Annotated in this window: 21 protein-coding genes; 6 read left to right on the top strand and 15 right to left on the bottom strand. The window is 65.9% G+C overall.

All coding sequences use genetic code 11. The annotated features are described in order from the left end of the window. Positions 1–16: 16 nt before the first annotated feature. The 4 genes from Q5701_RS13155 to Q5701_RS13140 all read right to left on the bottom strand — a co-directional run bounded on the left by Q5701_RS13155 (position 17) and on the right by Q5701_RS13140 (position 3,330). A complete protein-coding gene (locus tag Q5701_RS13155; RefSeq protein WP_306751441.1) occupies positions 17–730 on the bottom strand; it encodes an ABC transporter ATP-binding protein in 714 nt (237 codons plus the stop codon). Further along, positions 727–1,491, bottom strand: coding sequence for an MlaE family ABC transporter permease (locus Q5701_RS13150; protein WP_306751440.1), 765 nt, complete (start codon positions 1,489–1,491; stop codon positions 727–729). The genes Q5701_RS13155 and Q5701_RS13150 overlap by 4 nt, the downstream gene beginning before the upstream one ends. Further along, positions 1,488–2,504, bottom strand: coding sequence for an alanine racemase (alr, locus tag Q5701_RS13145; protein ID WP_306751439.1), 1,017 nt, complete (start codon positions 2,502–2,504; stop codon positions 1,488–1,490). The genes Q5701_RS13150 and alr overlap by 4 nt, the downstream gene beginning before the upstream one ends. A gap of 64 nt (positions 2,505–2,568) precedes the next feature. After that, complete coding sequence (locus Q5701_RS13140; RefSeq protein WP_234852991.1) at positions 2,569–3,330, bottom strand: NAD kinase; 762 nt, start codon at positions 3,328–3,330, stop codon at positions 2,569–2,571. A 168-nt stretch (positions 3,331–3,498) separates the two neighbouring features. On the opposite strand from Q5701_RS13140, the gene glyA reads away from it, so the two are divergent. Next, positions 3,499–4,794 carry a serine hydroxymethyltransferase gene (gene glyA, locus Q5701_RS13135; protein WP_306751438.1) on the top strand — a complete coding sequence of 432 codons (1,296 nt, stop codon included), beginning with the start codon at positions 3,499–3,501 and terminating at the stop codon, positions 4,792–4,794. Between the two features lie 53 nt (positions 4,795–4,847). Here glyA and Q5701_RS13130 read toward each other — a convergent pair whose 3' ends face one another. Together Q5701_RS13130 and Q5701_RS13125 are read right to left on the bottom strand one after the other, a co-directional pair. Continuing rightward, positions 4,848–5,756 (bottom strand): DMT family transporter, encoded by a 909-nt coding sequence (locus Q5701_RS13130; RefSeq protein ID WP_306751436.1) that lies wholly within the window; start codon positions 5,754–5,756, stop codon positions 4,848–4,850. Between the two features lie 38 nt (positions 5,757–5,794). Then, a complete protein-coding gene (locus Q5701_RS13125; RefSeq protein ID WP_306751434.1) occupies positions 5,795–6,391 on the bottom strand; it encodes a LysE/ArgO family amino acid transporter in 597 nt (198 codons plus the stop codon). Positions 6,392–6,469: 78 nt separating this feature from the next. Between Q5701_RS13125 and Q5701_RS13120 the strand changes: the two genes are divergently transcribed. Beyond that, positions 6,470–7,330 carry a LysR family transcriptional regulator ArgP gene (locus Q5701_RS13120; RefSeq protein WP_306751433.1) on the top strand — a complete coding sequence of 287 codons (861 nt, stop codon included), beginning with the start codon at positions 6,470–6,472 and terminating at the stop codon, positions 7,328–7,330. Positions 7,331–7,388: 58 nt separating this feature from the next. On the opposite strand, the gene Q5701_RS13115 is transcribed toward Q5701_RS13120, so the two are convergent. The 4 genes from Q5701_RS13115 to Q5701_RS13100 all read right to left on the bottom strand — a co-directional run bounded on the left by Q5701_RS13115 (position 7,389) and on the right by Q5701_RS13100 (position 11,308). Beyond that, the gene (locus Q5701_RS13115; protein ID WP_234852987.1) at positions 7,389–8,132 is read right to left on the bottom strand and encodes a YebC/PmpR family DNA-binding transcriptional regulator; all 744 of its coding nucleotides are present in this window, start codon (positions 8,130–8,132) and stop codon (positions 7,389–7,391) included. 137 nt (positions 8,133–8,269) lie between these two features. After that, complete coding sequence (locus Q5701_RS13110) at positions 8,270–8,491, bottom strand: DUF1127 domain-containing protein (protein WP_306751431.1); 222 nt, start codon at positions 8,489–8,491, stop codon at positions 8,270–8,272. A gap of 131 nt (positions 8,492–8,622) precedes the next feature. After that, positions 8,623–10,401 (bottom strand): SLC13 family permease, encoded by a 1,779-nt coding sequence (locus Q5701_RS13105; RefSeq protein ID WP_306751430.1) that lies wholly within the window; start codon positions 10,399–10,401, stop codon positions 8,623–8,625. 91 nt (positions 10,402–10,492) lie between these two features. Beyond that, positions 10,493–11,308 carry a TIGR00282 family metallophosphoesterase gene (locus tag Q5701_RS13100; protein WP_306751429.1) on the bottom strand — a complete coding sequence of 272 codons (816 nt, stop codon included), beginning with the start codon at positions 11,306–11,308 and terminating at the stop codon, positions 10,493–10,495. Positions 11,309–11,470: 162 nt separating this feature from the next. On the opposite strand from Q5701_RS13100, the gene Q5701_RS13095 reads away from it, so the two are divergent. Genes Q5701_RS13095 through Q5701_RS13085 form a run of 3 tightly spaced genes read left to right on the top strand, consistent with a single transcriptional unit; the run spans position 11,471 to position 14,444 of the window. Beyond that, a complete protein-coding gene (locus tag Q5701_RS13095) occupies positions 11,471–12,205 on the top strand; it encodes a 2-dehydro-3-deoxygalactonokinase (protein ID WP_306751428.1) in 735 nt (244 codons plus the stop codon). Positions 12,206–12,264: 59 nt separating this feature from the next. Next, a complete protein-coding gene (locus Q5701_RS13090; protein ID WP_306751427.1) occupies positions 12,265–13,674 on the top strand; it encodes a dihydrolipoyl dehydrogenase in 1,410 nt (469 codons plus the stop codon). Then, positions 13,671–14,444, top strand: a complete 774-nt coding sequence (locus Q5701_RS13085; RefSeq protein ID WP_306751425.1) for a hypothetical protein — start codon at positions 13,671–13,673, stop codon at positions 14,442–14,444. The genes Q5701_RS13090 and Q5701_RS13085 overlap by 4 nt, the downstream gene beginning before the upstream one ends. Here the strand turns inward: Q5701_RS13085 and Q5701_RS13080 are convergent. After that, on the bottom strand, positions 14,441–15,382 hold the full coding sequence (locus Q5701_RS13080; RefSeq protein WP_306751424.1) for an NAD(P)-dependent oxidoreductase: 942 nt from the start codon (positions 15,380–15,382) through the stop codon (positions 14,441–14,443). The genes Q5701_RS13085 and Q5701_RS13080 overlap by 4 nt on opposite strands. A gap of 74 nt (positions 15,383–15,456) precedes the next feature. Here Q5701_RS13080 and Q5701_RS13075 point away from each other — a divergent pair, with 74 nt between their 5' ends. After that, a complete protein-coding gene (locus tag Q5701_RS13075; protein WP_306755411.1) occupies positions 15,457–17,874 on the top strand; it encodes a penicillin acylase family protein in 2,418 nt (805 codons plus the stop codon). A gap of 259 nt (positions 17,875–18,133) precedes the next feature. Here the strand turns inward: Q5701_RS13075 and ribD are convergent, their stop codons facing one another. The 4 genes from ribD to Q5701_RS13055 all read right to left on the bottom strand — a co-directional run bounded on the left by ribD (position 18,134) and on the right by Q5701_RS13055 (position 21,580). Then, entirely contained in the window at positions 18,134–19,144 is a 1,011-nt protein-coding gene (gene ribD, locus Q5701_RS13070) for a bifunctional diaminohydroxyphosphoribosylaminopyrimidine deaminase/5-amino-6-(5-phosphoribosylamino)uracil reductase RibD (RefSeq protein WP_373568553.1), read from the bottom strand. A gap of 1 nt (position 19,145) precedes the next feature. Continuing rightward, a complete protein-coding gene (nrdR, locus tag Q5701_RS13065; protein ID WP_234852978.1) occupies positions 19,146–19,610 on the bottom strand; it encodes a transcriptional regulator NrdR in 465 nt (154 codons plus the stop codon). Between the two features lie 120 nt (positions 19,611–19,730). Then, positions 19,731–20,153 (bottom strand): secondary thiamine-phosphate synthase enzyme YjbQ, encoded by a 423-nt coding sequence (locus Q5701_RS13060; protein WP_306751423.1) that lies wholly within the window; start codon positions 20,151–20,153, stop codon positions 19,731–19,733. Then, complete coding sequence (locus tag Q5701_RS13055) at positions 20,150–21,580, bottom strand: DNA recombination protein RmuC (RefSeq protein WP_306751422.1); 1,431 nt, start codon at positions 21,578–21,580, stop codon at positions 20,150–20,152. Before Q5701_RS13055 ends, Q5701_RS13060 begins: the two co-directional genes overlap by 4 nt. Positions 21,581–21,591 lie beyond the last annotated feature (11 nt).

The raw sequence follows: 21,591 nt of genomic DNA, 5'->3' as shown, positions 1-21,591 counted from the left end.
GGGGATTCGCACAAGGTCATAGTGGCGCGGTGTTGCCAAGAAACCCCGCCAGAGGCGCGGCGTGGTCCATCCGTGAAACCGGACCATCCCAGGCGATGCGCCCGTCCTGCAACAGCGCCACCCGATCGCCGATGGCGCGCACCGATACCATGTCATGGGTGATGGTGATGGCCGTGGCGCCGGTTTCCGTCACGATGCCCCGGATCAGGTCGTTGATGCGCCGCGCCCTGATCGGGTCAAGGCCAGTCGTGGGTTCGTCGAAAAAGATCACCGCCGGATCGTCGGCAATGGCGCGGGCCAAGCCGGCGCGCTTGGCCATGCCCCCCGACAATTCGCCAGGCATCAGTTCGGCGGTTTCCGGCCCCAGGCCGACACGGGCCATCTTTTCCAAGGCAATGGCGCGGGCCCGGGCATCGGGCATCCGCTGGCGCAGGCGAAAGGCCACGTTCTGCCAGACGGTCAGGCTGTCGAACAGCGCCGCTCCCTGGAACAGCATCCCGAAGCGGGCAAGGAAGGCCGGGCGGGTGGTGGGATCCAGCGCCTTTCCCTGCCACAGGATTTGTCCCGCGTCGGGTGCCGTCAGGCCCAGGATGCATTTCAGCAACACGGACTTTCCGGTCCCCGACTGGCCGATGACGCACAGGCTTTCGCCCTGTTCCACGGCCAGATCGACGGCCGCCAAAACTGGCTTGCCGCCGAAGGATTTGCGCAGACCGCTGATCTGGATCATTCGAAGAACAGCCCGGTCAGCATGAAGTTCGCGGCAAGAATCCCTACGGCGGCGGCGACCACGGCAGACTTGGTAGCCCGCCCCACGCCCGCTGCGCCGCGCCCGGAATGGATCCCGAACCAGCAGCCGCAGACCGCAACGATCAGGCCGAAAACCGCGCCCTTCAGCAGCCCCGACACCACATCCCAGCGTTCCAGATAGGCCGCACTGTTCGCCAGATAGGACGCGGAATTGAAGCCCAGCGACTGCGTGCCGACCAGCCAGCCGCCCATGATGCCGATGATGTCGCCCACCCCGACCAGCACGGGCACGGTCAGCACGGCCGCCCACAGGCGCGGCGTGACCAGCCATCGCATCGGGTCGGTGGACAGCGTCACAAGCGCGTCAATCTGTTCCGTGACCTTCATCGTGCCGATTTCCGCCGCGATGGAGCTTGCTACGCGTGCCGCCACCATCAGCCCGCCCAGGACCGGGCCAAGTTCGCGCACCATGCCAATGGCGACAATCGCGGGCACCACGTCGCTGGCCTGGAACCGCGCGCCGCCCGAATGGATCTGCAAGGCAAGCGCCGCACCGGTGAACAGCGCGGTCAGGCCGACCACCGGCAGCGACAACCAGCCGATCTGCACCAGTTGCGCCGCAAAGGCGCGTCCATGGAACGGCCGCAGCAGGAACAATCCGCGCATGGTGAACAAGGCTGCCGCGCCAATGCCGCGCGTCAGCGACAGCGCGGCCCGGCCGATCAGGCGGACTGGGTTCACCGCCAGGTCCGGTCGTAGCGGCGGCCAAGCGAGGTCAGGATTTCATAGCCGATCGTCCCCGCATAATCCGCGACCCGATCCACCGGTTGCGCGGGGCAAATGAGGTCCAGTTCCGCCGGGATATCCGCCAAGCCGGTCACATCGACAGTGATCAGGTCCATCGACACGCGCCCGACGATGGGACAGGCCGTTCGTGCCGCATAAAGGCTGGCCCCCTTGGACGAGATCGACCGCAGGATCCCGTCGGCATAGCCCGCCGTGACCGTGGCAATCCGGCGCGGGGAATCCGCAGTCCAAGTGGCGCTGTAGCCCACGAATTCGCCCGCCTGGACGGTGCGCGTCTGAATCACTGGCAGCGACAACCGCACGACCGGTTGCGCATCGGCAAAGGGCAGCCCGCCGTAAAGACCCACGCCTGGGCGGATCAGGTCGAAATGATAATCCGGTCCCAGCAGGATCCCCCCCGTTGCAGACAGCGAAAGCGGCACATCGCAGCCCTCGGTCATGGCGCGGAACGCGGCAAGCTGGCTGGCATTGGCGGGGTGGCCGGGTTCGTCCGCGCAGGCCAGGTGCGACATGATGAAATCGGGCTTAGCAGCCAGTGCCTCGGCGCGGATGGCAGACCATTCGCCCGCCTCAAGGCCCAGCCGGTTCATGCCGGTGTCAAGCTGGATCGCAAAAGGCTTGCCCGGCCGCATGGCGCGGTCGCGGAAGAATTGTTCGGGGCTGTTCAGGACGGGCACCAGACCGGTCAGGTCCGCACCCTCCATATGGCCGGACAGGACATTGATGCGCGCGTCGCGGGGCAGATGTGGACGCAGGACGCGGCCTTCAGACGCAAGGGCCACGAAGAAATCCCGCGCCCCTGCCTCGTACAGCGCGGGGGCCACGCGGGCGGCGCCCAGGCCATAGGCATCGGCCTTGACCACGGCACCGGCACGGGCGCCGGGGGCCTTGGCGGCAAGCGCGGTCCAGTTGGCGACAATGGCTTGCAGGTCAATATGCAGGGTCATAGCGGGCCGTCCTGTGGTGATCGCGCCTCTAAAACCAGAAATTCCGCCGCGCTTCTAGCCCGGATCAGACGAACTGTTCGCGCAGCAGCCGTTCCTCCAGCCCATGACCGCTGTCGAACAACAGCCGGTGGCGCACGTCCTGCGCGCTGCTGATCTGGACGCGCACGACATGGCGCACAAACCGGGAATCCGCGTCGGCCATGACGGGGCGGCGTTCGGGGTTCAGCACCTCGACCTCGACCTGCGCGCCCTTGGGCAGCAGGGCGCCACGCCAGCGGCGGGGACGGAACGGCGCGATTGCAGTAAGGGCCAGAACCTCGGAATTGATCGGCAAAATAGGACCATGCGCGGAATAGTTATACGCCGTCGAACCCGCGGGCGTGGCGATCAGCACGCCATCGCAAACCAGTTCCTCCATCCGCATCCTGCCATCGACATGGATGCGCAGCTTGGCGGCCTGCGGGCCTTCGCGCAACATGCTGACCTCGTTGATGGCCAGTGCCTCGTGGGTGGATCCGTCGGCCCGGAACGCGCACATCCGCAGGGGGTTGATGACAGTTTCCTCGGCCGCCACCAGCCGTTCGATCAGCCCCCCTTCGGCATAGCTGTTCATCAGGAACCCCACGGTGCCCCGGTTCATCCCGTAAACCGGCACATCGCGGTTCGTCAGCGCGTGCAGGGTTTGCAGCATGAATCCGTCGCCGCCAAGCGCCACGGCCACATCCGCCTGATCCAGGGACACGCTGCCGTAACGCGCCGACAACGCCGCAAGGGCGTTTTGCGCAATCTCGGCCTCGCTTGCGGTGAAGTGGATCTTCGGCGCCATGATGGTCCTTGCTTGTCGGCGGGCAGCATCCGATGCGTCACCCGGCATTGCAAGCCCCGTCGCCATCGACCCCCGTCTCGTCGCTTTTGTGGCTTTCCGCACCGTCAACCCTGGGGTATGACGGCCCGGAACAGCCTGTCCCCTGGCCTGACGAAAGGACGCGAGACCATGAACGCCCCGACCCGCGAGACCGGATTCTTTACCGAAGCCCTTGTCAACGGCGATCCCGAAATCGCCAAGGCCATCACCCAGGAACTGGGCCGCCAGCGTGACGAGATCGAATTGATCGCCTCGGAAAACATCGTGTCCAAGGCCGTGCTCGAGGCGCAGGGTTCGGTCCTGACCAACAAATACGCCGAAGGCTATCCGGGGAAGCGTTATTACGGCGGCTGTCAGTATGTCGATATCGTCGAAACTCTGGCGATCGAGCGGGCGAAACAGCTGTTCGACTGCGAATTTGCCAATGTGCAGCCAAACAGCGGTTCGCAGATGAACCAGGCCGTGTTCCTGGCGCTGCTGCAGCCGGGCGATACCTTCATGGGGCTGGACCTGAACTCGGGCGGCCACCTGACCCATGGATCGCCGGTGAACATGTCGGGCAAATGGTTCAACGTCGTCAGCTACGGCGTGCGCCAGCAGGACCAGTTGCTGGACATGGACGCAATTGCCGAAAGCGCCCGCCAGCACAAGCCCAAGCTGATCATCGCGGGCGGCACGGCATACAGCCGCACCTGGGACTGGGCCGCGTTCCGCAAGATCGCGGACGAGGTTGGCGCCTATCTGATGGTGGACATGGCCCATATCGCGGGGCTGGTTGCGGGCGGCGCCCATCCCTCGCCCCTGCCCCATGCCCATGTCGTGACCACCACCACGCACAAGTCCCTGCGCGGCCCGCGCGGCGGGATGGTGCTGACTAATGACGCCGACATCGCGAAAAAGATCAACAGCGCCGTGTTCCCCGGCCTTCAGGGCGGCCCGCTGATGCACGTGATCGCCGCCAAGGCCGTGGCCTTTGGCGAGGCGCTGCAACCCTCATTCCGGGCCTATGCAGCGCAGGTCGTCAAGAACGCGCAGGCCATGGCGGACGAGTTGATGAAGGGCGGCATCGACATCGTGTCGGGCGGCACCGACAACCACCTCTGCCTGGCCGACCTGCGTCCGAAGGGCGTCACCGGCAAGGCGACCGAGGCAGCGCTTGGCCGCGCCCATCTCACCTGCAACAAGAACGGCGTTCCCTTCGATCCCGAAAAGCCCTTCGTCACCTCGGGCATCCGCTTGGGCGCCCCGGCCGGCACCACCCGCGGCTTCGGAGAGGAGGAATTCCGCCAGATCGCCCGCTGGATCGTCGAGGTCGTGGACGGCCTGGCCGCCAATGGCGAGGAAGGCAATGCCGCCGTCGAGGCCAAGGTCAAGGCCGAGGTCGCCCAGATGTGCGCGCGCTTCCCGCTGTATGCCGGGATGTGATCGGCTGAACGGATTGAAACCCGCCGCGCATCGCACTGCGGGTTTTTTCACGCCTATTCGGCGGCAGTCGCCACGATGGTGGCACTTGCGCGCGCCCGCCGCCGCGCTTCCCGCCAGGTGATATAGCAGATCGCCCCGATCATCAGCCCGCCGCCCAGGATCACCCAGCCGTCCAGCGGCTCGTGGAAGATGAAGACGCCGACAAGGCTGGCCCAGATTAGTTGCAGGAAGGTGACCGGCTGCGTTACCGTCATCGGCGCGACCGCGAAGGCGCGGGTCATGCTGTAATGGCCCGCCGTCCCGAAGACCGCGACCAGACCCAGCCACGCGACTTGGCTCAAGGTTGGCGGAACCCAGACCATCCAGGCCAAGGGCGCAAGACCGACCGACACCGTCAGCGACAGCATGGCGACGACTACCGCAGGCGACACATGGTCGGTGATGCGCTTGGCGACAAGGTAGGACGCCCCGAATGCCGCCGAGGCCAGGATCTGCGACAGATGGCCCGGATCCAGTTCCCTCAATCCCGGCCGCAGCACGATCAGCGCGCCCATCAGCGCGACGCCGACCGCCATCATCCGCCGCGCGGCCAGACGCTCGCCCATGAACAGCGCGGCGCCCACGGTCACGACAATGGGGTTCAGAAAGCCGATGGCCGTCACCTCGGCCACGGTGATGCGCGACATGGCATAAAACCAGGCGACGGTCGCCAGGACATGCAGCCCCCCACGCACCGTCAGAAGCTGCCAGAGGCGGCGAGAAAATCCGGTTCGCAGCGCCGGGATCACCAAGGGGCCGACGAAAAGCAAGCCAAAGGCAAAGCGGATAAAGGCTGCCTGCGCCGCAGGTACCGCGCCCTCCAGGCTTCGCACGATGCCATTCACGGCAACGAAGCACAGGCCCGTCGCCAGCATCCATCCGATTCCCGCAAGATCGCGGCGTGTCTGCGCGTCCATTTGCATGATGTGCAGTTGGACCGCTTTGCCACAGGGACGCAAGGTCAATTCACGATCAGGGTCAGGGCGATGGACCACATCACGATGCCGATCCCCAGTTCCAGCACCTGCCAGGCCCGGGGCCGGGCAAAGACCGGCGCCAGCAGTCGTGCCCCGTAACCCAAGGCAAAGAAGAACAGGAACGAACCGGCCATGGCGCCAAGGCCGAAGGCCAGCGGATCGGGCCACTGCGCAGACACCGCCCCCAGCAGCACGACCGTATCCAGCCAGACATGGGGATTCAGCCAGGTCAGGGCCGCGATCGTCGCCAGGGTCCGGCCCAAGGTCGCCCCGTCCCCCTGGGGGCGCAGCGCATGGCCCCCATGCCAGGCCGCGCGAAAGGATCTCGCGCCATACCAGACCAGGAACGCCACCCCCGCCCACCGCATTGCATCCGCAAGCCAAGGGGCTAGTGCGACCACGTGCGTCATGCCCGTCACCCCCAGCAGGATCAAGGCGGCATCGGACAAGGCGCAGAACAAGCACACCCAGAACACATGGCGCCGCATCAGCCCCTGCTTCAGGACAAAGGCATTCTGCGCCCCGATGGCGACGATCAGCGACAACCCGGTTCCAAGCCCGGCGGCATAGGACATTATCATGGCACCTCCGATCCGCCCTGTCGCACAGCCCGCGGATCAGATAAAATGAAAATTCCTCACTCTGATGAAGCGCCGCTAATGTTCGACTATCCCGCTCTGGCCGCCTTGGCCGAGGTCATCAGGCGCGGTTCCTTTGACGCCGCAGCCGCCGCGCTGCGGGTCACGCCCTCTGCCATCTCTCAACGGATCCGCAGCCTCGAGGATCGGACAGGCAGCGTCCTGATCGACCGGGGACCGCCCGTCAGGCCAACGGCGCAGGGCCTGCGGCTTGCCGTGCATCTGGATCAGGTCCGGCTTCTGGAATCTGGTTTGGCAGAACTGTCCCCGGACAAGCCCGTGCTGCGCCTGGCTGTCAATGCAGACAGCCTGGCGACCTGGGTCATGCCCGCCCTTGCCGCCACGCCAGGGCTGCTGGATCTGACCATTGACGACCAGGACCACGCGCTTGCTTGGCTGCGTGGTGGATTGGTAGTGGCTGCGATCAGCAGTCACAGCCGTCCCGTTCCCGGCTGCGACAGCCTGCGCCTGGGCGCCATGCGATATCGCGCGACCGCCAGCCCGGACTTCGTCGCCCGCCATTTTCCCCGCGGCGTGACAACTGCTCAACTGGCCCTCGCCCCGGCGCTGTGCTTCAACAGCAAGGACGCGCTGCAAAGCCGCTGGGTGCAGGCGCTGACCGGCAAGCGGCTGGCCCTGCCCATGCACCGTATCCCCGTGTCGCACGCCTTTGCCGATGCTGCGCGGTTGGGCCTTGGCTGGGGCATGAACCCGGAAATGCTGGTCCGCGAGGATCTGGCCCAAGGCCGCCTTGTCGATCTGGCCCCCGCCTTGCCGCTGGAGGTGCCGCTTTACTGGCAGTTCAGCCGCATCACTGGACTTGCTCTCGCACCCCTGACCGATGCCATCAAAAAGGCCGCCCGTGCAGCATTGCTGCCCTGACGGCCTTTTTGCCTTGGTTCAAATATCCCGGGGGCGCGGGGGCTGGCCCCGCTGCTGTCTACAACTGCGCCGCAACTGCCTCGGACAGATCAAAGTTTCCGGTGACGTTCTGAACGTCGTCGTCGTCCTCCAGCGTGTCGATCAGCTTCATCAGCTTTTGCGCCGTTTCCAGATCGGCGATCTCGGTGGGCGACTGGGGCTTCCAGATCAGCTTGGCGGTCTCGGACTCGCCCAACGATGCCTCAAGCGCGGTGGACACTTCGTTCAGCGCAGTATCGGCGCAATAGATCCAGTGGCCTTCCTCGTCGGTCTCGACATCGTCGGCACCCGCCTCGATGGCTGCAAGCATGACGGTGTCGGCATCGCCGACTGATGCAGGATACATGATCTCGCCCACGCGGTCGAACATGAAGCTGACCGAGCCACTTTGCCCCAGGTCGCCGCCTGCCTTCGTGAAATAGCTGCGGACGTTGGAGGCGGTACGGTTTCGGTTGTCGGTCATCGCCTCGACCACAAGGGCGATGCCGTTCGGGCCATAACCCTCATACCGGATTTCTTCATAGTTCTCGGCATCGCCGCCTTGCGACTTCTTGATCGCGCGGTCGATCACGTCCTTGGGCACGGAACTGGACTTGGCTTCCTTCACCGCCAGGCGCAGGCGCGGGTTCTTGTCGGGATCAGGGTCGCCCATCTTGGCGGCAACCGTGATTTCCTTTGACAGCTTGGAAAACAGCTTCGCACGGATCTTGTCTTGCCGCCCCTTGCGATGCTGGATGTTGGCCCATTTGGAATGGCCTGCCATGATCGGTCGTCCTTCGCATTTCAGGTTTCGGCCGCTTTTAGTCCAGCCCGGCGGTCCCTCGCAAGACACCATGCAAATGCAAAAGCGCCCGATCCCCCTTAGGGGCGGGCGCTGCGCAACCGGTCAGGCATTCAGCGTCAGAGAGCGGCAGACACGCCCATGATGCGGCGGATTTCGCCGTCGCGGGTCAGGCCGCGGGCCGCCAGTTGGGCATCGCTGCGCAGATTCAGGCGCTCAAGCTCTCGGACCGTGGAATTGGCTTCGGCGATCAGGACCAGGAACCGGCCCAGGGCAGCAAAGGGCGCGGCGATAAGCTCCAGGAAAGACCCGCGCGGTGTGTCGATGGTGATGTTGGCCATGGGAAAACCCTTTCAAGAAGCACAAGGCGATTTCCTCCCCTTGTTCTTCATATGGCCGGCCCCCATCAGCTTCTCAACGTCCAATGCTGCATGGCAGCATTGCAGGCAGGGCGGGACGGGTTAACTGAAGATCAAAGGGGCCAGAAGAAAGGAATCACAAGACAGGCCACGATGCCGCAGATGATGTCCAAGGGAACGCCCACGCGCACAAAGTCGCTGAACTTGTAGCCGCCCGGCCCATAGACCATCATGTGCGTCTGGTATCCGATGGGCGTGGCAAAGGCGACGGTGGCCGAAAACATCACTGCCACGACATAGGCGCGGGGATCGTGGCCCAGCGATTGGGCCAGCGCGATGGCAATGGGGGTCAGCAGCACGGCCACGGCGTTGTTCGACAGGATTTCCGTCATCACCAGGCCCAGGAAGTAGATCGCGATGAGCGTTGCAAAGGGCGGAAGGTCGCGCAGCCAAGGGGTGACGAAATCGACGATCAGCCCGACGGTGCCGGTATGTTCCAGGGCCTCGCCCACGGCCAGCATGGCAAAGATCATCGCCATCAGCCGACCGTCTATGAACTGGAACGCTTCCTCGGCGTCGATGCAGCGGGTCAGCAGGATCACGGCCGCCGCCAGGAATGACAGCACCATGATCGGTGCCACGTCCAGAGAGGCAAGCGTCACCACCGACAGCAGGCAGGCAATGGCGATGGGCGCGCGTTCCCGGCGATAGGCCCGGATCGACGGCCGGGTCACATCGACCAGGCCCATGTCCACGGCCAGCCGGGCGATATCCTCGGGCGCGCCTTCCAGCAGCAGGGTGTCGCCTACGCGCACGACCAGGTCGTCCAGTTGCCGCCCCAGATTCTGGTCGCGCCGGTGTGCCGCCAGCACATAGATGCCGTAACGGCGTCGCAGCCGCATATCGCCCAGCCGCCGCCCGATCAGTTGCGCCCCGGGCGAGATCAGCACCTCGACCGTATCGGTGGCCACCGAACTCAGCTTGTCCACGACTTGCAGGTTCTTGTTGCCCAGAAGTTCCAGCAGGTCGGCCATTTCGGACCGCAGCACCACCCGGTCGCCGGGTTCCAGGACGACGCTTGCCAGATCGCGGCGCAAGGATGCATCGCCGCGCAGCACATCGATCAGGCGCACGGCCTCGCGTTTGAACAGCGTTACGTCGACGGCCTTTTGGCCCACCAGGCTGGAATCCTGCGGGACCGCCAGTTCGGTGAAATACTTCATGCCCCGGCGCGACCCCAAAAACCCCGCCAGCGAGGTGCGGTCGGGCAGCAGCTTGCGGCCGAACAGGGCAAAATAGGCGATCCCCGCCAAGGTAATCGCGATTCCGACCGGCGCGATTTCAAAAATGGTAAAGGGCTCCATGCCCTGTTCGCGCGCCACGCCGTCGACCAGCAGGTTGGTCGAGGTGCCGATCAGGGTGATCATGCCTCCCAGGATGGTAAAGTAGCTGAGAGGCATCAACAGCTTGGACGGCGCGATCTTCAGGCGGCTGGCAAGCTGGATGCAGATCGGGATCATCACGGCCACGACAGGGGTGTTGTTCATCACGGCCGAGGCGACGATCACAAACCCGAACAGTGCGCAAACGGTAAAGGCAGGATTTGTGGCAGCCCGCGATGTCACGATCCGGGACATCATCTCCAACGCACCTGTGCGCAGCAGCCCGCCCATGATCAGGAACATGAAGGCGATGGTCCAGGGCGCCGAATTGGACAACACGCCCGCCGCATCGTCGGCAGGCAGAAGGCCCAACACCAGCATGGTGGCGGCGGAACCGATGGCCACAACCTCGGGCGGCTGCTTTTCGCGGATGAACTGGATGAAGGTGATCGTCACGATGACAAGCATCGCGATCGACGCATTCGTTCCGGTCAGGTCAAATCCAAGCATGAAGCCCCTGTCGTTGGGCGCCGTTCACCGGCGGATCGTGGGGCGAGATAGAATTGTTTTCTCCGCGACCGCAAGCGAAAGCCGTTGTTCCTCAGGCAGGATGGGTCTGGGCCAGGCGCCCGCCGTCGCGCAGGGGTTCGATCGCCGTGGCGCGCCCGGTACGGTCGTCGGTGACGATCAGGGCGCCTGACAGGGTCGCCTCGCCCTCGGCGGGGGTGAAGCGATCTCGGGCCATGCCGGTGATGAAGCGGCGCAGAGGTTCGACCTTGTCCATGCCGATGACGCTGTCGTAGTCGCCGCACATTCCGGCGTCCGACTGGTATGCCGTGCCACGCGGCAGGATCTGGGCGTCCGCCGTAGGGACATGGGTATGGGTGCCCACCACGATGCTTGCGCGCCCGTCGCAGAAATGGCCCGCGGCCATCTTTTCGCTGGTCGCCTCGGCGTGGATATCGACCAGCGAAGCCTGGACCATTCCGCCCGGCGGATGCGCGCGCAGCACCGCATCAAGGGCGGAAAACGGATCGTCGTAAGGGCGTGACATGAACACCTGCCCCAGGGCCTGGGTCACCAGCAGCTTTCGGCCACGGGTGTCGCTGATGATCGTGCTGCCACGCCCGGGCGCCTCTTTCGCAAAGTTCAGCGGGCGGACGATGCGCGGCTCGCGGTCTATAAAGGCCAGCATGTCCTTTTGATCGAAAGCGTGATCCCCCAGCGTCAGGCAATCCGCGCCCGATTCCAGCAAAAGCTGGGCGTGTCCCGCCGTGCAGCCGCGCCCGCCGCTGGCGTTTTCAGCATTCACCACCACCAGGTCGGCCTTTAGCCGTGCCCGCAGGGGGGCCAGCCGTTCAACGATCGCGCGCCGCCCGGCCCGCCCCATCACATCGCCAAGAAAAACAATCCGCATAGGGGGTCGTTACGCCCATGATCGCGGCGGTTCAAGGGTCGTCTCTGGACAGGGCCCTGCCAGGCGATCATCTTGCGCGTCGTCACGACGGGGGTTCGGATGGATTGGGCAGCGGCTGAATGGGCAGACGGGCAGTTGCGGGTGTGGCAAGGGGACCGGACCGTGACGGCGCCCTGCCGCGATGATCCGGCGGCGGTGCTGCGCGAATTGCTGCTGCCCTTGCTGGCTCGGGGGCAGGTCGTGTCCGTTATTGCATCCGGCTGGCCGGGGGTGGAACCGCAGCGCGTTCCCTGCCCGCCCCCGAGGCCCGGTCCGTCCGTGACAGTCGACCCGCAGATCCGGTTGCACCCCCTGCCCGGCCTGGTTCAGGACCGCCCTGCCGATCTGATCGACAATGCCGTTCCCCGGATCATGGGTCCTCTGGCCAAAGACGCGGATTTCGACGGTGTGCTGTGCCTGCCCGGCAGACCCTCGGCCTGGGTGCAGATCAGCGCGGGTGAGGTCGTCAGCTTTCGCAGCTTCCTGACGGTCGAGATCCTGTCGGCCTTGTGCGATCCGGCCGATGGACTTGACAGCGCCGGTTTCGCCGAAGCCGTCGCGCAAGCCATGTCTCGCCCGGCGGCACTTGCGGCGGAACTGGCCTCGGTGCGCGCGGAACGTGCCTTGGCCCGGATCGGCCCTGCCGCAGCCCAGGCCCGCATGGCCGGACTGCTGATCGGCGCGGAACTGGCTGCGGCCCGGCCATGGTGGCTGGGACAGAATGTCACGGTCATCGGCACGGGCTGGCTTGCCGATTGCTATGCCGGTGCCTTGACGGCGCAAGGGGTAACTGCGGGACGTGCCGATCCGGCCCAGGCTTGGCTGGACGGGATGCGGTCTGCCCACCGGGCGTTGTAAGCGGCAAGGAACCCCTGCCCCGGTCTGCGGTTCTATTCCCGAACCAGCAGGAGAAGACCATGCCCGATACCAAGCCCGATCTGTCCTGCGACGTGGCGATCATCGGCGCAGGCACGGCGGGACTGGCTGCGGAACGGGCGGCGCGGCGGGCGGGCGCACGTACCTTGCTGATCGACGACGGGTTCACCGGCACGCTGTGCGCCACGACCGGCTGTATGCCGTCCAAGCTGCTGATCGCTGCCGCCCGCGCCCATGCCGACCTGGACAAGGCCCGGCTGATGGGCATCGACATTCCGGCGGCGCAGGTGGACGGGCGGCGGGTCATGGAACGGCTGCGGTCTGAACGTGACCGCTTTGCCGCAGCAACCCGCAAGGGGATGGAAAGCTTGCCCGATGGCGCCCGGATCGACGCCCGTGCGCGGTTTGCGGCCCCCGACCGGCTGGAACTGGACGATGGCCGCCAGATCGCCGCGAAGGCGGTGGTGATCGCCACCGGATCGGCCCCGGTGATCCCGAAGCCCTATCGCGATCTTGGATCCCGAGTGCTGACCAACAACACCGTGTTCGAAATGCAGGACCTGCCCCGCAGCATGGCTGTGATCGGCGCTGGCCCGCTGGGTGCGGAACTGGCGCAGGCCTTCGGGCGGCTGGGGGTTCGGGTAGCGCTGTTCGACCAAGGCGACCGGCTGGCCAAGATCCGCTGCGACCGGGTGCATGATGCGTTTCGCGACCTTTACGCCCGCGATGTCGCGCTGCATTTGGGCTGCGCGCCCGATCCTTCGGCGCAGGGCGACGGGATACGTCTGGCTTGGAACGGCCAGCATCAGGATTACGATTGCGTGCTGGTCGCGACGGGCCGCGCGCCTGCCTTGGACGGGTTGAACCTGGATGCGGCCGACCTGAGGCTGGATGACAAGGGCGTTCCCGATTTCGACCGCGACACCCTGCAATGCGGGAACAGCGCCATCTTCATCGCAGGCGACGCGGATGCCGATGCCCCGGTCCTGCACGAGGCATCGCTGGAAGGCGCCATCGCAGGGGCCAATGCGGCCCGTTATCCCGATGTGGCGCCTGCCGGCCGCCCGCCGCTGTTCGCCATCACCTTTACCGATCCGCCCGTCGCCGCCATCGGGGCCGCGCCTGACAAGACCGCGATCCACGGCTTTGCCGATTATTCCGACCAAGGCCGCGCGCGGATCGAGGCGCGGGCCGGCGGAATGCTGCGTCTTGGCGCCGATGCCCAAGGCAGGCTGACCGGCGCCGACCTGGCCGTCCCGGGGGCCGATCACCTGGCGCATCTGCTGGTCGCGGCCGTCATGAACGGCAGCACGGCCAGTGACCTGCTGGACTTGCCCTTCTACCACCCCACGCTGGAGGAAGGGATGAAGCCCGCCCTGCGCGCCATCTGCAAGGCGGCAAGCCTTGATCTGTCCATCAGCCGCGACAGCGGCAACCCGCCGGGGGCATGATGTCTGAACGCATGATCGATCTGGGGAACGGATTTTGGAACATCCGCGGCACGCTGCGGATCGGCGGGGTGGTGAATGTCGGCACGCATTCTTCGCTGGTGCGCCTGTCATCCGGTGGGTTCGTGTTCCTCGATTCCTACGGCTTTGCCGATGAAGTGACCCAGCAGGTCATGGCCCTGACAGATGAAGGCCGGGCGGTGCAGGCGATCCTGAACCTGCATCCGTTCCACACCATTCATTGCGAAACGATGCACCGGATGTTCCCGCAGGCCGAACTGTTCGGATCGGACCGCCACCGCCGCAAATGGCCCGACCTGCCCTGGCAGCCGCAGGCGGTCGAATCGCCCGAGGCTGCGGCACGGTTCCCCGACCTGCGCTTTTCGCTGCCGGACGGGATCGACTACATCTGCCAGAACGAACGGGTCCATGCCGGGTCGCTGCTGGCCTTTCACCCCACAAGCCGCAGCCTCCATGTCGATGACACGCTGAACGTGCTGCCGATCCCCGGTCTGGTGCGGCGGCTGCTGCGCCTGCCGCGCCTTGCCTTTCACCCGACCCTGGGACAGGCCTTGCAGGATCGCCCCGGTGCGGCGCAGGATTTCCGCGCCTGGGCCTTGCGGATTGCAAGGGAATGGGGCGATGTCCAGACCGTCTGCGCCGCCCATTCCGCGACGCTGACAATCGCGCCGGGCAGCTTTCCACACCACATCGACCAAGCCCTGGCCCGCGCGGAACCCGCCTTGAAGCGGTTCGAGGCGAAGCGTCCCTAACCCAGTCGCGCGATCAGGGACGAGGTGTCCCAGCGGCCCCCGCCCATGCGCTGCACGTCCTTGTAGAACTGGTCGACAAGCGCGGTCACGGGCAGGGACGCCCCCACTTCGTCCGCGGCGGCCAGGCAGATCGCCAGATCCTTGCGCATCCAGTCCACCGCGAAACCATGTTCGAAATGGCCCTGGTCCATGGTCTTGTGGCGGTTGGCCATCTGCCAGCTTCCGGCGGCGCCCTGGCTGATAACCTCGACCACCTTCTCGACCTCCAGTCCAGACTTCTTGGCAAAGGCCAGCGATTCTGACAGCGCCTGGACCAGCCCGGCGATGGCGATCTGGTTGCACATCTTGGTAATCTGGCCCGCGCCGACATCGCCCATGCGGCGGCAGATCCGGGCATAGGCCGCGATCACGGGGGCAGCCGCGTCGAAATCCGCCTCGGCACCGCCGCACATCACGGAAAGCTGCCCATTTTCAGCCCCCGCCTGTCCGCCCGAGACGGGCGCATCGACATAGCCCAGGCCCATTGCCTGCGCCGCCTGGGCCAGTTCGCGCGTGACCGCCGCCGACACCGTGGTGTGATCGACAAAGATCGCGCCGGGCCGCATCCCGGCGAATGCGGCATGGGGACCAAGGCAGACATGGCGCAGGTCGTCGTCGTTGCCCACGCAGGCCAGGACAAAGTCGGCATCCTGCGCAGCCTGGCGCGGGGTTTCGGCACGGGCGCCGCCATGCCGGGCCACCCAGGCTTCGGCCTTGACGGCGGTGCGGTTGAAGACGGTCACGTCGTGGCCCGCAAGCTTCAGATGCCCCGCCATCGGCGCCCCCATGACGCCAAGTCCCAGAAATGCCAGCTTTGCCATATGTCTCTCGATCTGCCGCAGTGGATGGCACCCCACATTGAACTGGTGACGCGCCTGATTTATGCAGCACCCCAACATTCCCGCGCGCCATGGTCAAGCGCACAGGCACCCCCACGACAGGCAGCGGACCGGCCCATGGATCATCCTCCGACATGCTGACCCTTTTCCGCTGGCTTTTGCGCCTGACTGTCGGGCTGATCGTGCTGCTGGTGCTGGCCGCGGTCCTGGCATGGTATTTCGCGGTCCGGTCCCTGCCCGACTATAACGCCACCGTGCAGGTCCAAGGCATCCTGGCCCCGGTCGAGATCGTGCGGTCCACCGAAAACGTCCCCCATATCTTCGGCCAGACGGACGAGGATGTGTTCCTTGCCCTGGGCTTGGCCCATGCCCAGGACCGACTGTTCCAGATGACCCTGCTGCGCCGCGCAGCACAGGGACGCTTGTCCGAGGTTTACGGCCCCGGCGCCTTCCCCGCCGACGACCTGGCCCGGCGCCTGGAGCTTTACCGCAACGCCGCCAGCTCGGTGGATTCCCAGGACCAGGCCACCCAGGCGGCGCTGCGCGCCTATGCCGAGGGCGTGAACCAGTGGATCGCCCAGGTCAACAAAGGCGCGCTTGGGCGGGGCGCACCGGAATTCTTCATCCTTCCCCAGGAAATCGCCTATTGGCAGCCCGCCGATTCGCTGGCGATCCTGAAGCTGCTGGCGGCAGCCACCAGCAATTCTGCGGCCGAGGAGATACTGCGGGCGCGCCTGTCGCTGACATGGCCGGAGCGCGGGCCGGATCTGCTGTTCGGCGAAGGCAATTCCCCCGCCGCCCTGCCCCGCTATGCCGACCTGTTCCCCGGCGCCCGCCTTGCCCCTCCCGAGGCGCGGCTGGGCGAGGCCTCCGTGCGCGACGCCGCCGGCTTCCTGCGCCCGAACCAAGGGCTTGGCGCCAATGCCTTTGCTGCCGGCGCCGACCGCACGGCTGCGGGCGGCGCGTTGCTGGCAAACGATCCGCAAAGCCCGCTGATCGCGCCCTCGCTTTATTACCTTGCACGGCTGCAACTGACGCCGGGGGGGGTGATCGGGGCCACGGTGCCGGGAATGCCGGTGATCTTTTCGGGGCGCAATCCGCAACTGGCATGGGGCATAGCCCCCGCTGCCACCGACGACGCCGACATCGCCATCGAGGAAATCCAGCCCGGCAAAGCCGACCGTTATCGCGGCGACGAAGGCTGGACCGAATTCACCACGCGACGAGAGCTGATCCGTATCCTGGGCGAACCAGCCCGCGCCATCACCCTGCGCAGCAGCCGCAACGGACCCCTGGTGCCGGCGCTGGATCCCGGTCTTGCCGATGTGACGCCGCTGGGCCATGTCCCCGCGCTGCGGTGGACGGGGCTGTCGACCACGGACACCACCATGTCGGCGCTGATCGGACTGATGCGCGCCACCGATGCCGACAGCGCAGCCACCGCGCTTGGCCGCGTCGTGGCGCCTGCGATGGCAGTCACGCTAGCCGATGGGGATGGCATCCGGCAGGTGACGGTTGGCGCCATGCCGCAACGGGCGGCGAACCATCCCACCGGTGGCGCGTTGCCGGTTCCCGGCTGGCTGGCCGAGGGCGAATGGGCCGGTATGGTGCCTGTCACCCAGGACAGCCCGACCCCGGAAAACCTGGCCTATGCGACCGAGGAGCGCGGCCCCCTGGCCCTGCGCCGCGCCCGCCTGTCGCATCTGCTGAACGACCGAGAGGTTCATTCCCGCGACAGCTTCATCGCGGCGCAACTGGACATCGTCAGCCCCGCCGCGCGCGCCCTGCTGCCCTTGGTCGGCGCCGATCTTTGGTTCACGGGCGAACCCGCCGCTGCAGGCACCCCGGAACGCCAGCGGCAGGATGCGCTGAACCTGCTGGCCGAATGGGACGGCGCCATGAGCGAGCATCTTCCGGAGCCCTTGATCTATTCCGCCTGGATGGCCGCCCTGCAAGACCGCCTGATCCGGGACGAGCTTGGCCCCTTGGCAGACGACATTCGCATCCTGCATCCGGGCTTTATCGATTCCGTCTTTCGCAACCGCGAAGGCGCAGGCGTATGGTGCGATGTCGTCCAAAGCGCCCCGCCCGAGGATTGCACAACCGTCGCGCGGCAGGCCCTGGACCGTGCCATCCTGGATCTGACGCAGCAATTCGGTCCCGATGTGACAAGCTGGCGCTGGGGCGACGCGCATCAGGCGCGCCATATCCATCCGGGGCTGGGCCAAATCCCGGCGCTTGGCTGGATCGTGAACCTGTCGCAAGCGATTTCCGGGGGCGCCTTCACGGTGTCCCATACCGGAATGCTGGGGACCGGGACGGACCGCTTCGAGGCGCGCACCGGTCCCGGCTATCGCGGCGTTTACGACCTGGCCGATCCCGACAGTTCGGTCTTCATCACCTCGACCGGGCAATCGGGCCATCCCCTGTCGCGCCATTACGACGATCTGGCCGGTCTGTGGCGGCGGGGCGAATATATCGGAATGTCGCTGGACCCCGCACTTGCCCGCGCGGCAGCCACCGGTGTCACCCGCCTGGAACCCGCGCCCTAGGGACATTCGAACAGCACGACCTGGCGGATCGCCTCGCCCCCGATCAAGCAGGTCGAACCCCCTCGTTGATCTGATCAAGCGTCAGGGTCAGCGTCAGCCGCAGGTTGATTGGCAGAAAGCCTGCGCGTTGCGTTCGGATCAACCGCAGAATATCGCATGAATCCATATAGCGACCCTTCAATGGGGGTCAGCCAGCGGCGCGGCAAATCCGGCTGTCGCCGTGAAGGCGAAGAGGCCTATGGCCAGTAAGGGGACTGCTTCATCCTGTAAAGCGTCGCCAGCGGTGGAACAGGTTGTCGCCCAGGCGCCGTACCTCGACCAGGCGAAAAAGGGGGGCGTCGGACAGGTGCGCAAGCGGCATAGGGCCGACTGCCGTCCGTCCGTCCCCGCCCAGAACGATCCCGGCGGTATAACCGATCACCTGATCGACCAGCCCCGCCTGCAACAGGGACGCGGCCAGAACCCCTCCGCCTTCGCAGAACACCCGTGTAATGCCCTGCTGCGCAAGCTGCGCAAGGGCATCCTGCGGGGGGGCGTCGATCCGCAACAAGGCGCCGTGCATCGGGCCTTCCCCGGGCAGATCGGGCAAGGGTGCCGAGGACAGCACCACGCGTACCGGCTGGCGGGGCGTGGTCAGCCCGCGCACGTTCAGCGACGGACGGTCGGCACGGGCGGTGTTTCCCCCGACCATCACCGCATCATGGATCATCCGCATGGCATGAACGTGCAGCCGCGCTTGCGGACCGGTGATCCACTGGCTTTCACCGCTGGCCGTGGCGATGCGGCCGTCAAAGCTGGTCGCCAGCTTCAGCGTCACGAAAGGCCGCCCGGTCAGGACCCGCGACAGGAACCCCGCCTGCAGTTCCTGCGCTTCGACCTGCCGGATGCCCATGGTCACAGCGATCCCTGCATCTTGCAGGATCCGGTGCCCGCGTCCGGCGACGCGCGGATCGGGATCGGTCATGGCGGACACGACGCGGGCGATCCCCGCCGCCACAAGCCCATCCGCGCAAGGCGGCGTCCGGCCATGATGGGCGCAGGGTTCCAGCGTGACATAGGCTGTCGCCCCTCGCGCCAAGGGGCCGGCCTGGTCCAGGGCCATTCGTTCTGCATGGGGGCGCCCGCCAGGCTGCGTCCAGCCCCGCCCGACAATACGCGTGCCATGCACGATTACGCAGCCAACCGCCGGATTGGGCCAGACATTGCCCAGTCCTCGCCGCGCAAGCCGCAGGGCTTGGGCCATGTGCCGCAGGTCTTCCGCGGGGGTCACGTCAGTCGTTGCCGGGCACGGGACGCAGTTCGGACACAAACTTGTCAAAATCGTCCGCGTCCTGGAAGTTCTTGTAAACGCTGGCAAAGCGGACATAGGCGACATTGTCGATGCGCGACAGGGATTCCATCACGATCTCTCCGATCATCTTGGAGGGGATGTCGGTTTCGCCCGTGCTTTCCAGGCGCCGGACAATGCCGCTGATCATCTGTTCAATACGCTCGGGTTCCACCGGGCGTTTTTGCATGGCGATGCGAATGGACCGGGCCAGCTTGTCGCGGTCGAAATCCTCTCTCCGGCCGCTGGACTTGACGACGACCAGATCGCGCAGCTGCACCCTTTCATAGGTCGTGAACCGGCCCCCGCAGGCGGGGCAGAAACGGCGGCGGCGAATGGCCACATTGTCTTCGGCGGGGCGTGAATCCTTGACCTGGGTATCGACATTTCCGCAAAACGGGCAGCGCATCCAGTTGTCCCCTTCGCCCCGACAATCACCAGCACTATAGGATATCGGCAGGATATGGGTAGTATTATCGGCAAGGCACAAGATGTTCCTGGGGTGGGCTGTGACTGGAATGCCTCGGGGTCAATTGCCTTGGAACAGGGCTGCAACCTCTCGCCTATGGGCCGCCCGGCGGTGTTCGACCAGATAGATGCCCTGCCAGGTGCCCAGCATCATCCGGCCCCCGGCCACCGGGATTTGCAGGCTGACGGGCAGCACCGCCGCCTTCAGGTGGGCCGGCATATCGTCGGGGCCTTCATCGCGGTGGCGCAGCCATGACATGGTCGGGTGATCGGCGGGCGGTGCAATGCGGTCAAGCCAGCCCAGCAGGTCGGTCTGCACATCGGGATCGGCATTTTCCTGGATCAGCAGCGAACAGGAGGTATGACGCACCATCAGGGTCAGCAGCCCGTCCCCGGCACCCAGGTCGGACAGCCAGGCCGCCACGTCCCAGGTGAAATCGTGACAGGCGGGGCCGCGCGTCCCAATGGTGAAGATGCGGTTCATTCGGCGGCCTCGGGCGGCTCCAGCCGGAAGGCATTGTCGTCGTCATGGCTGGTTTCGATGCGTTTTTGGGTCCGCGCGCCCAGTTCGCGCAACATCTCGACCTGGCGAATGACATTGCCCGATCCCCGGCACAGCCGGTCCATGGCCTGGCCATGCGCCCGGCCTGCTTGGTCCAGGGCGCGGCCCACGCCTTCCATGGATTCCACGAAGCCCGCCACCTTGTCGTAAAGCTGGCCCGCCCGCTTGGCGATCTCGGTCGCATTCGCCTCTCGCCGTTCGACGGCCCAGATATGCTCGATGGTGCGCAGGGTCAGCATCAGGGTCGTGGGCGTCGTCAGGCCCACGCGGCGTTCCATGGCAAAGCTGGCCAGCGTCGGATCGGCCCGCAACGCCTCGGAAAAGGCGCCTTCGATGGGGATGAACATCAGGACGTAATCGACCGATCCGTCGTCCATCCGGTGATAGCCCTTGTCGCCCAGTGTCACCACATGGTTGCGGACGGCGGCGACGTGGCGGCGCAGGGCAGCCTGAACCTCGGCCGGATCCTCGGCATTGACCGCAGTCTCGTAATCGTTCAGCGACACCTTGCTGTCGATCACCATGACCTTGGCGCGCGGCATCCTGACCACCACGTCGGGGCGCCACCGCTTGCCGTCCTCGTCCGTCCAACTGGACTGAGTGTCGTAATGGGTGCCCGCGATCAGGCCCGAATCCTCCAGCAACCGTTCCAGCACCATCTCGCCCCAGGCGCCCTGCCGTTGCTTGTCACCTTTCAGGGCACGGGTCAGGTTCACCGCCTCGCGAGAGATATCCTCGGATCGCTGGTGCAGAAAGACGATCTGTTCGCGCAGTCTTGCACCTTCCTCGTCCAAGACCTTGTTTCTGGCTTGCAATTCTGTCTGGAACCGATGCACTTGTTCACGGAACGGGTTCAGCAGAGCGGACAGTTGTTCGCCTTGGGCCTTTTGCAGATCCCCTTGCTGGACCCGCAGGGTTTCCGTCGCCATCAGCTTGAACTGATCGGTCATTTCCGCGCGCAATTCGCGCAGGGTCTGGATTTCACGAGCCGCAGCCTCGCCGTCCTTTTCGGCGCGCAGCCGCGCCTCGGCCAGTTCGGTGCGGGACGCGGCCAGTTGTTGCCGGGCTTGGTGCAGGGCGTCGGCAAGACCGTCGCGTTCCTCGGACAGTTCGGAGAGGCGGGCGGACTGGCCGTCAAGCCGGGCTTCGTGCTGACCCGCGCGGAGCGCCAAGGCCCGAGACTCCTCACCCAAGGCGGACAACTGCGATGCGAGATCAGAGGCGCGGGTTTCCGCTGAATGCCGGGCCTTTCGCCAGCCCATCGCCAGAACCGACAAGGCCGCCAGCATCGCCACGACGGCAATCAGCAAGATGCGAAGGACGGCGGGGTCTTCAAGCAGGGTTGGCATCAGTGCCCTCA

The organism is Paracoccus actinidiae, from assembly GCF_030863885.1.
Classification (GTDB): Bacteria; Pseudomonadota; Alphaproteobacteria; order Rhodobacterales; family Rhodobacteraceae; genus Paracoccus; species Paracoccus everestensis.
Note: the sequence above shows the minus strand (reverse complement) of the source record. Positions and strands in the feature narration are given on the sequence as shown.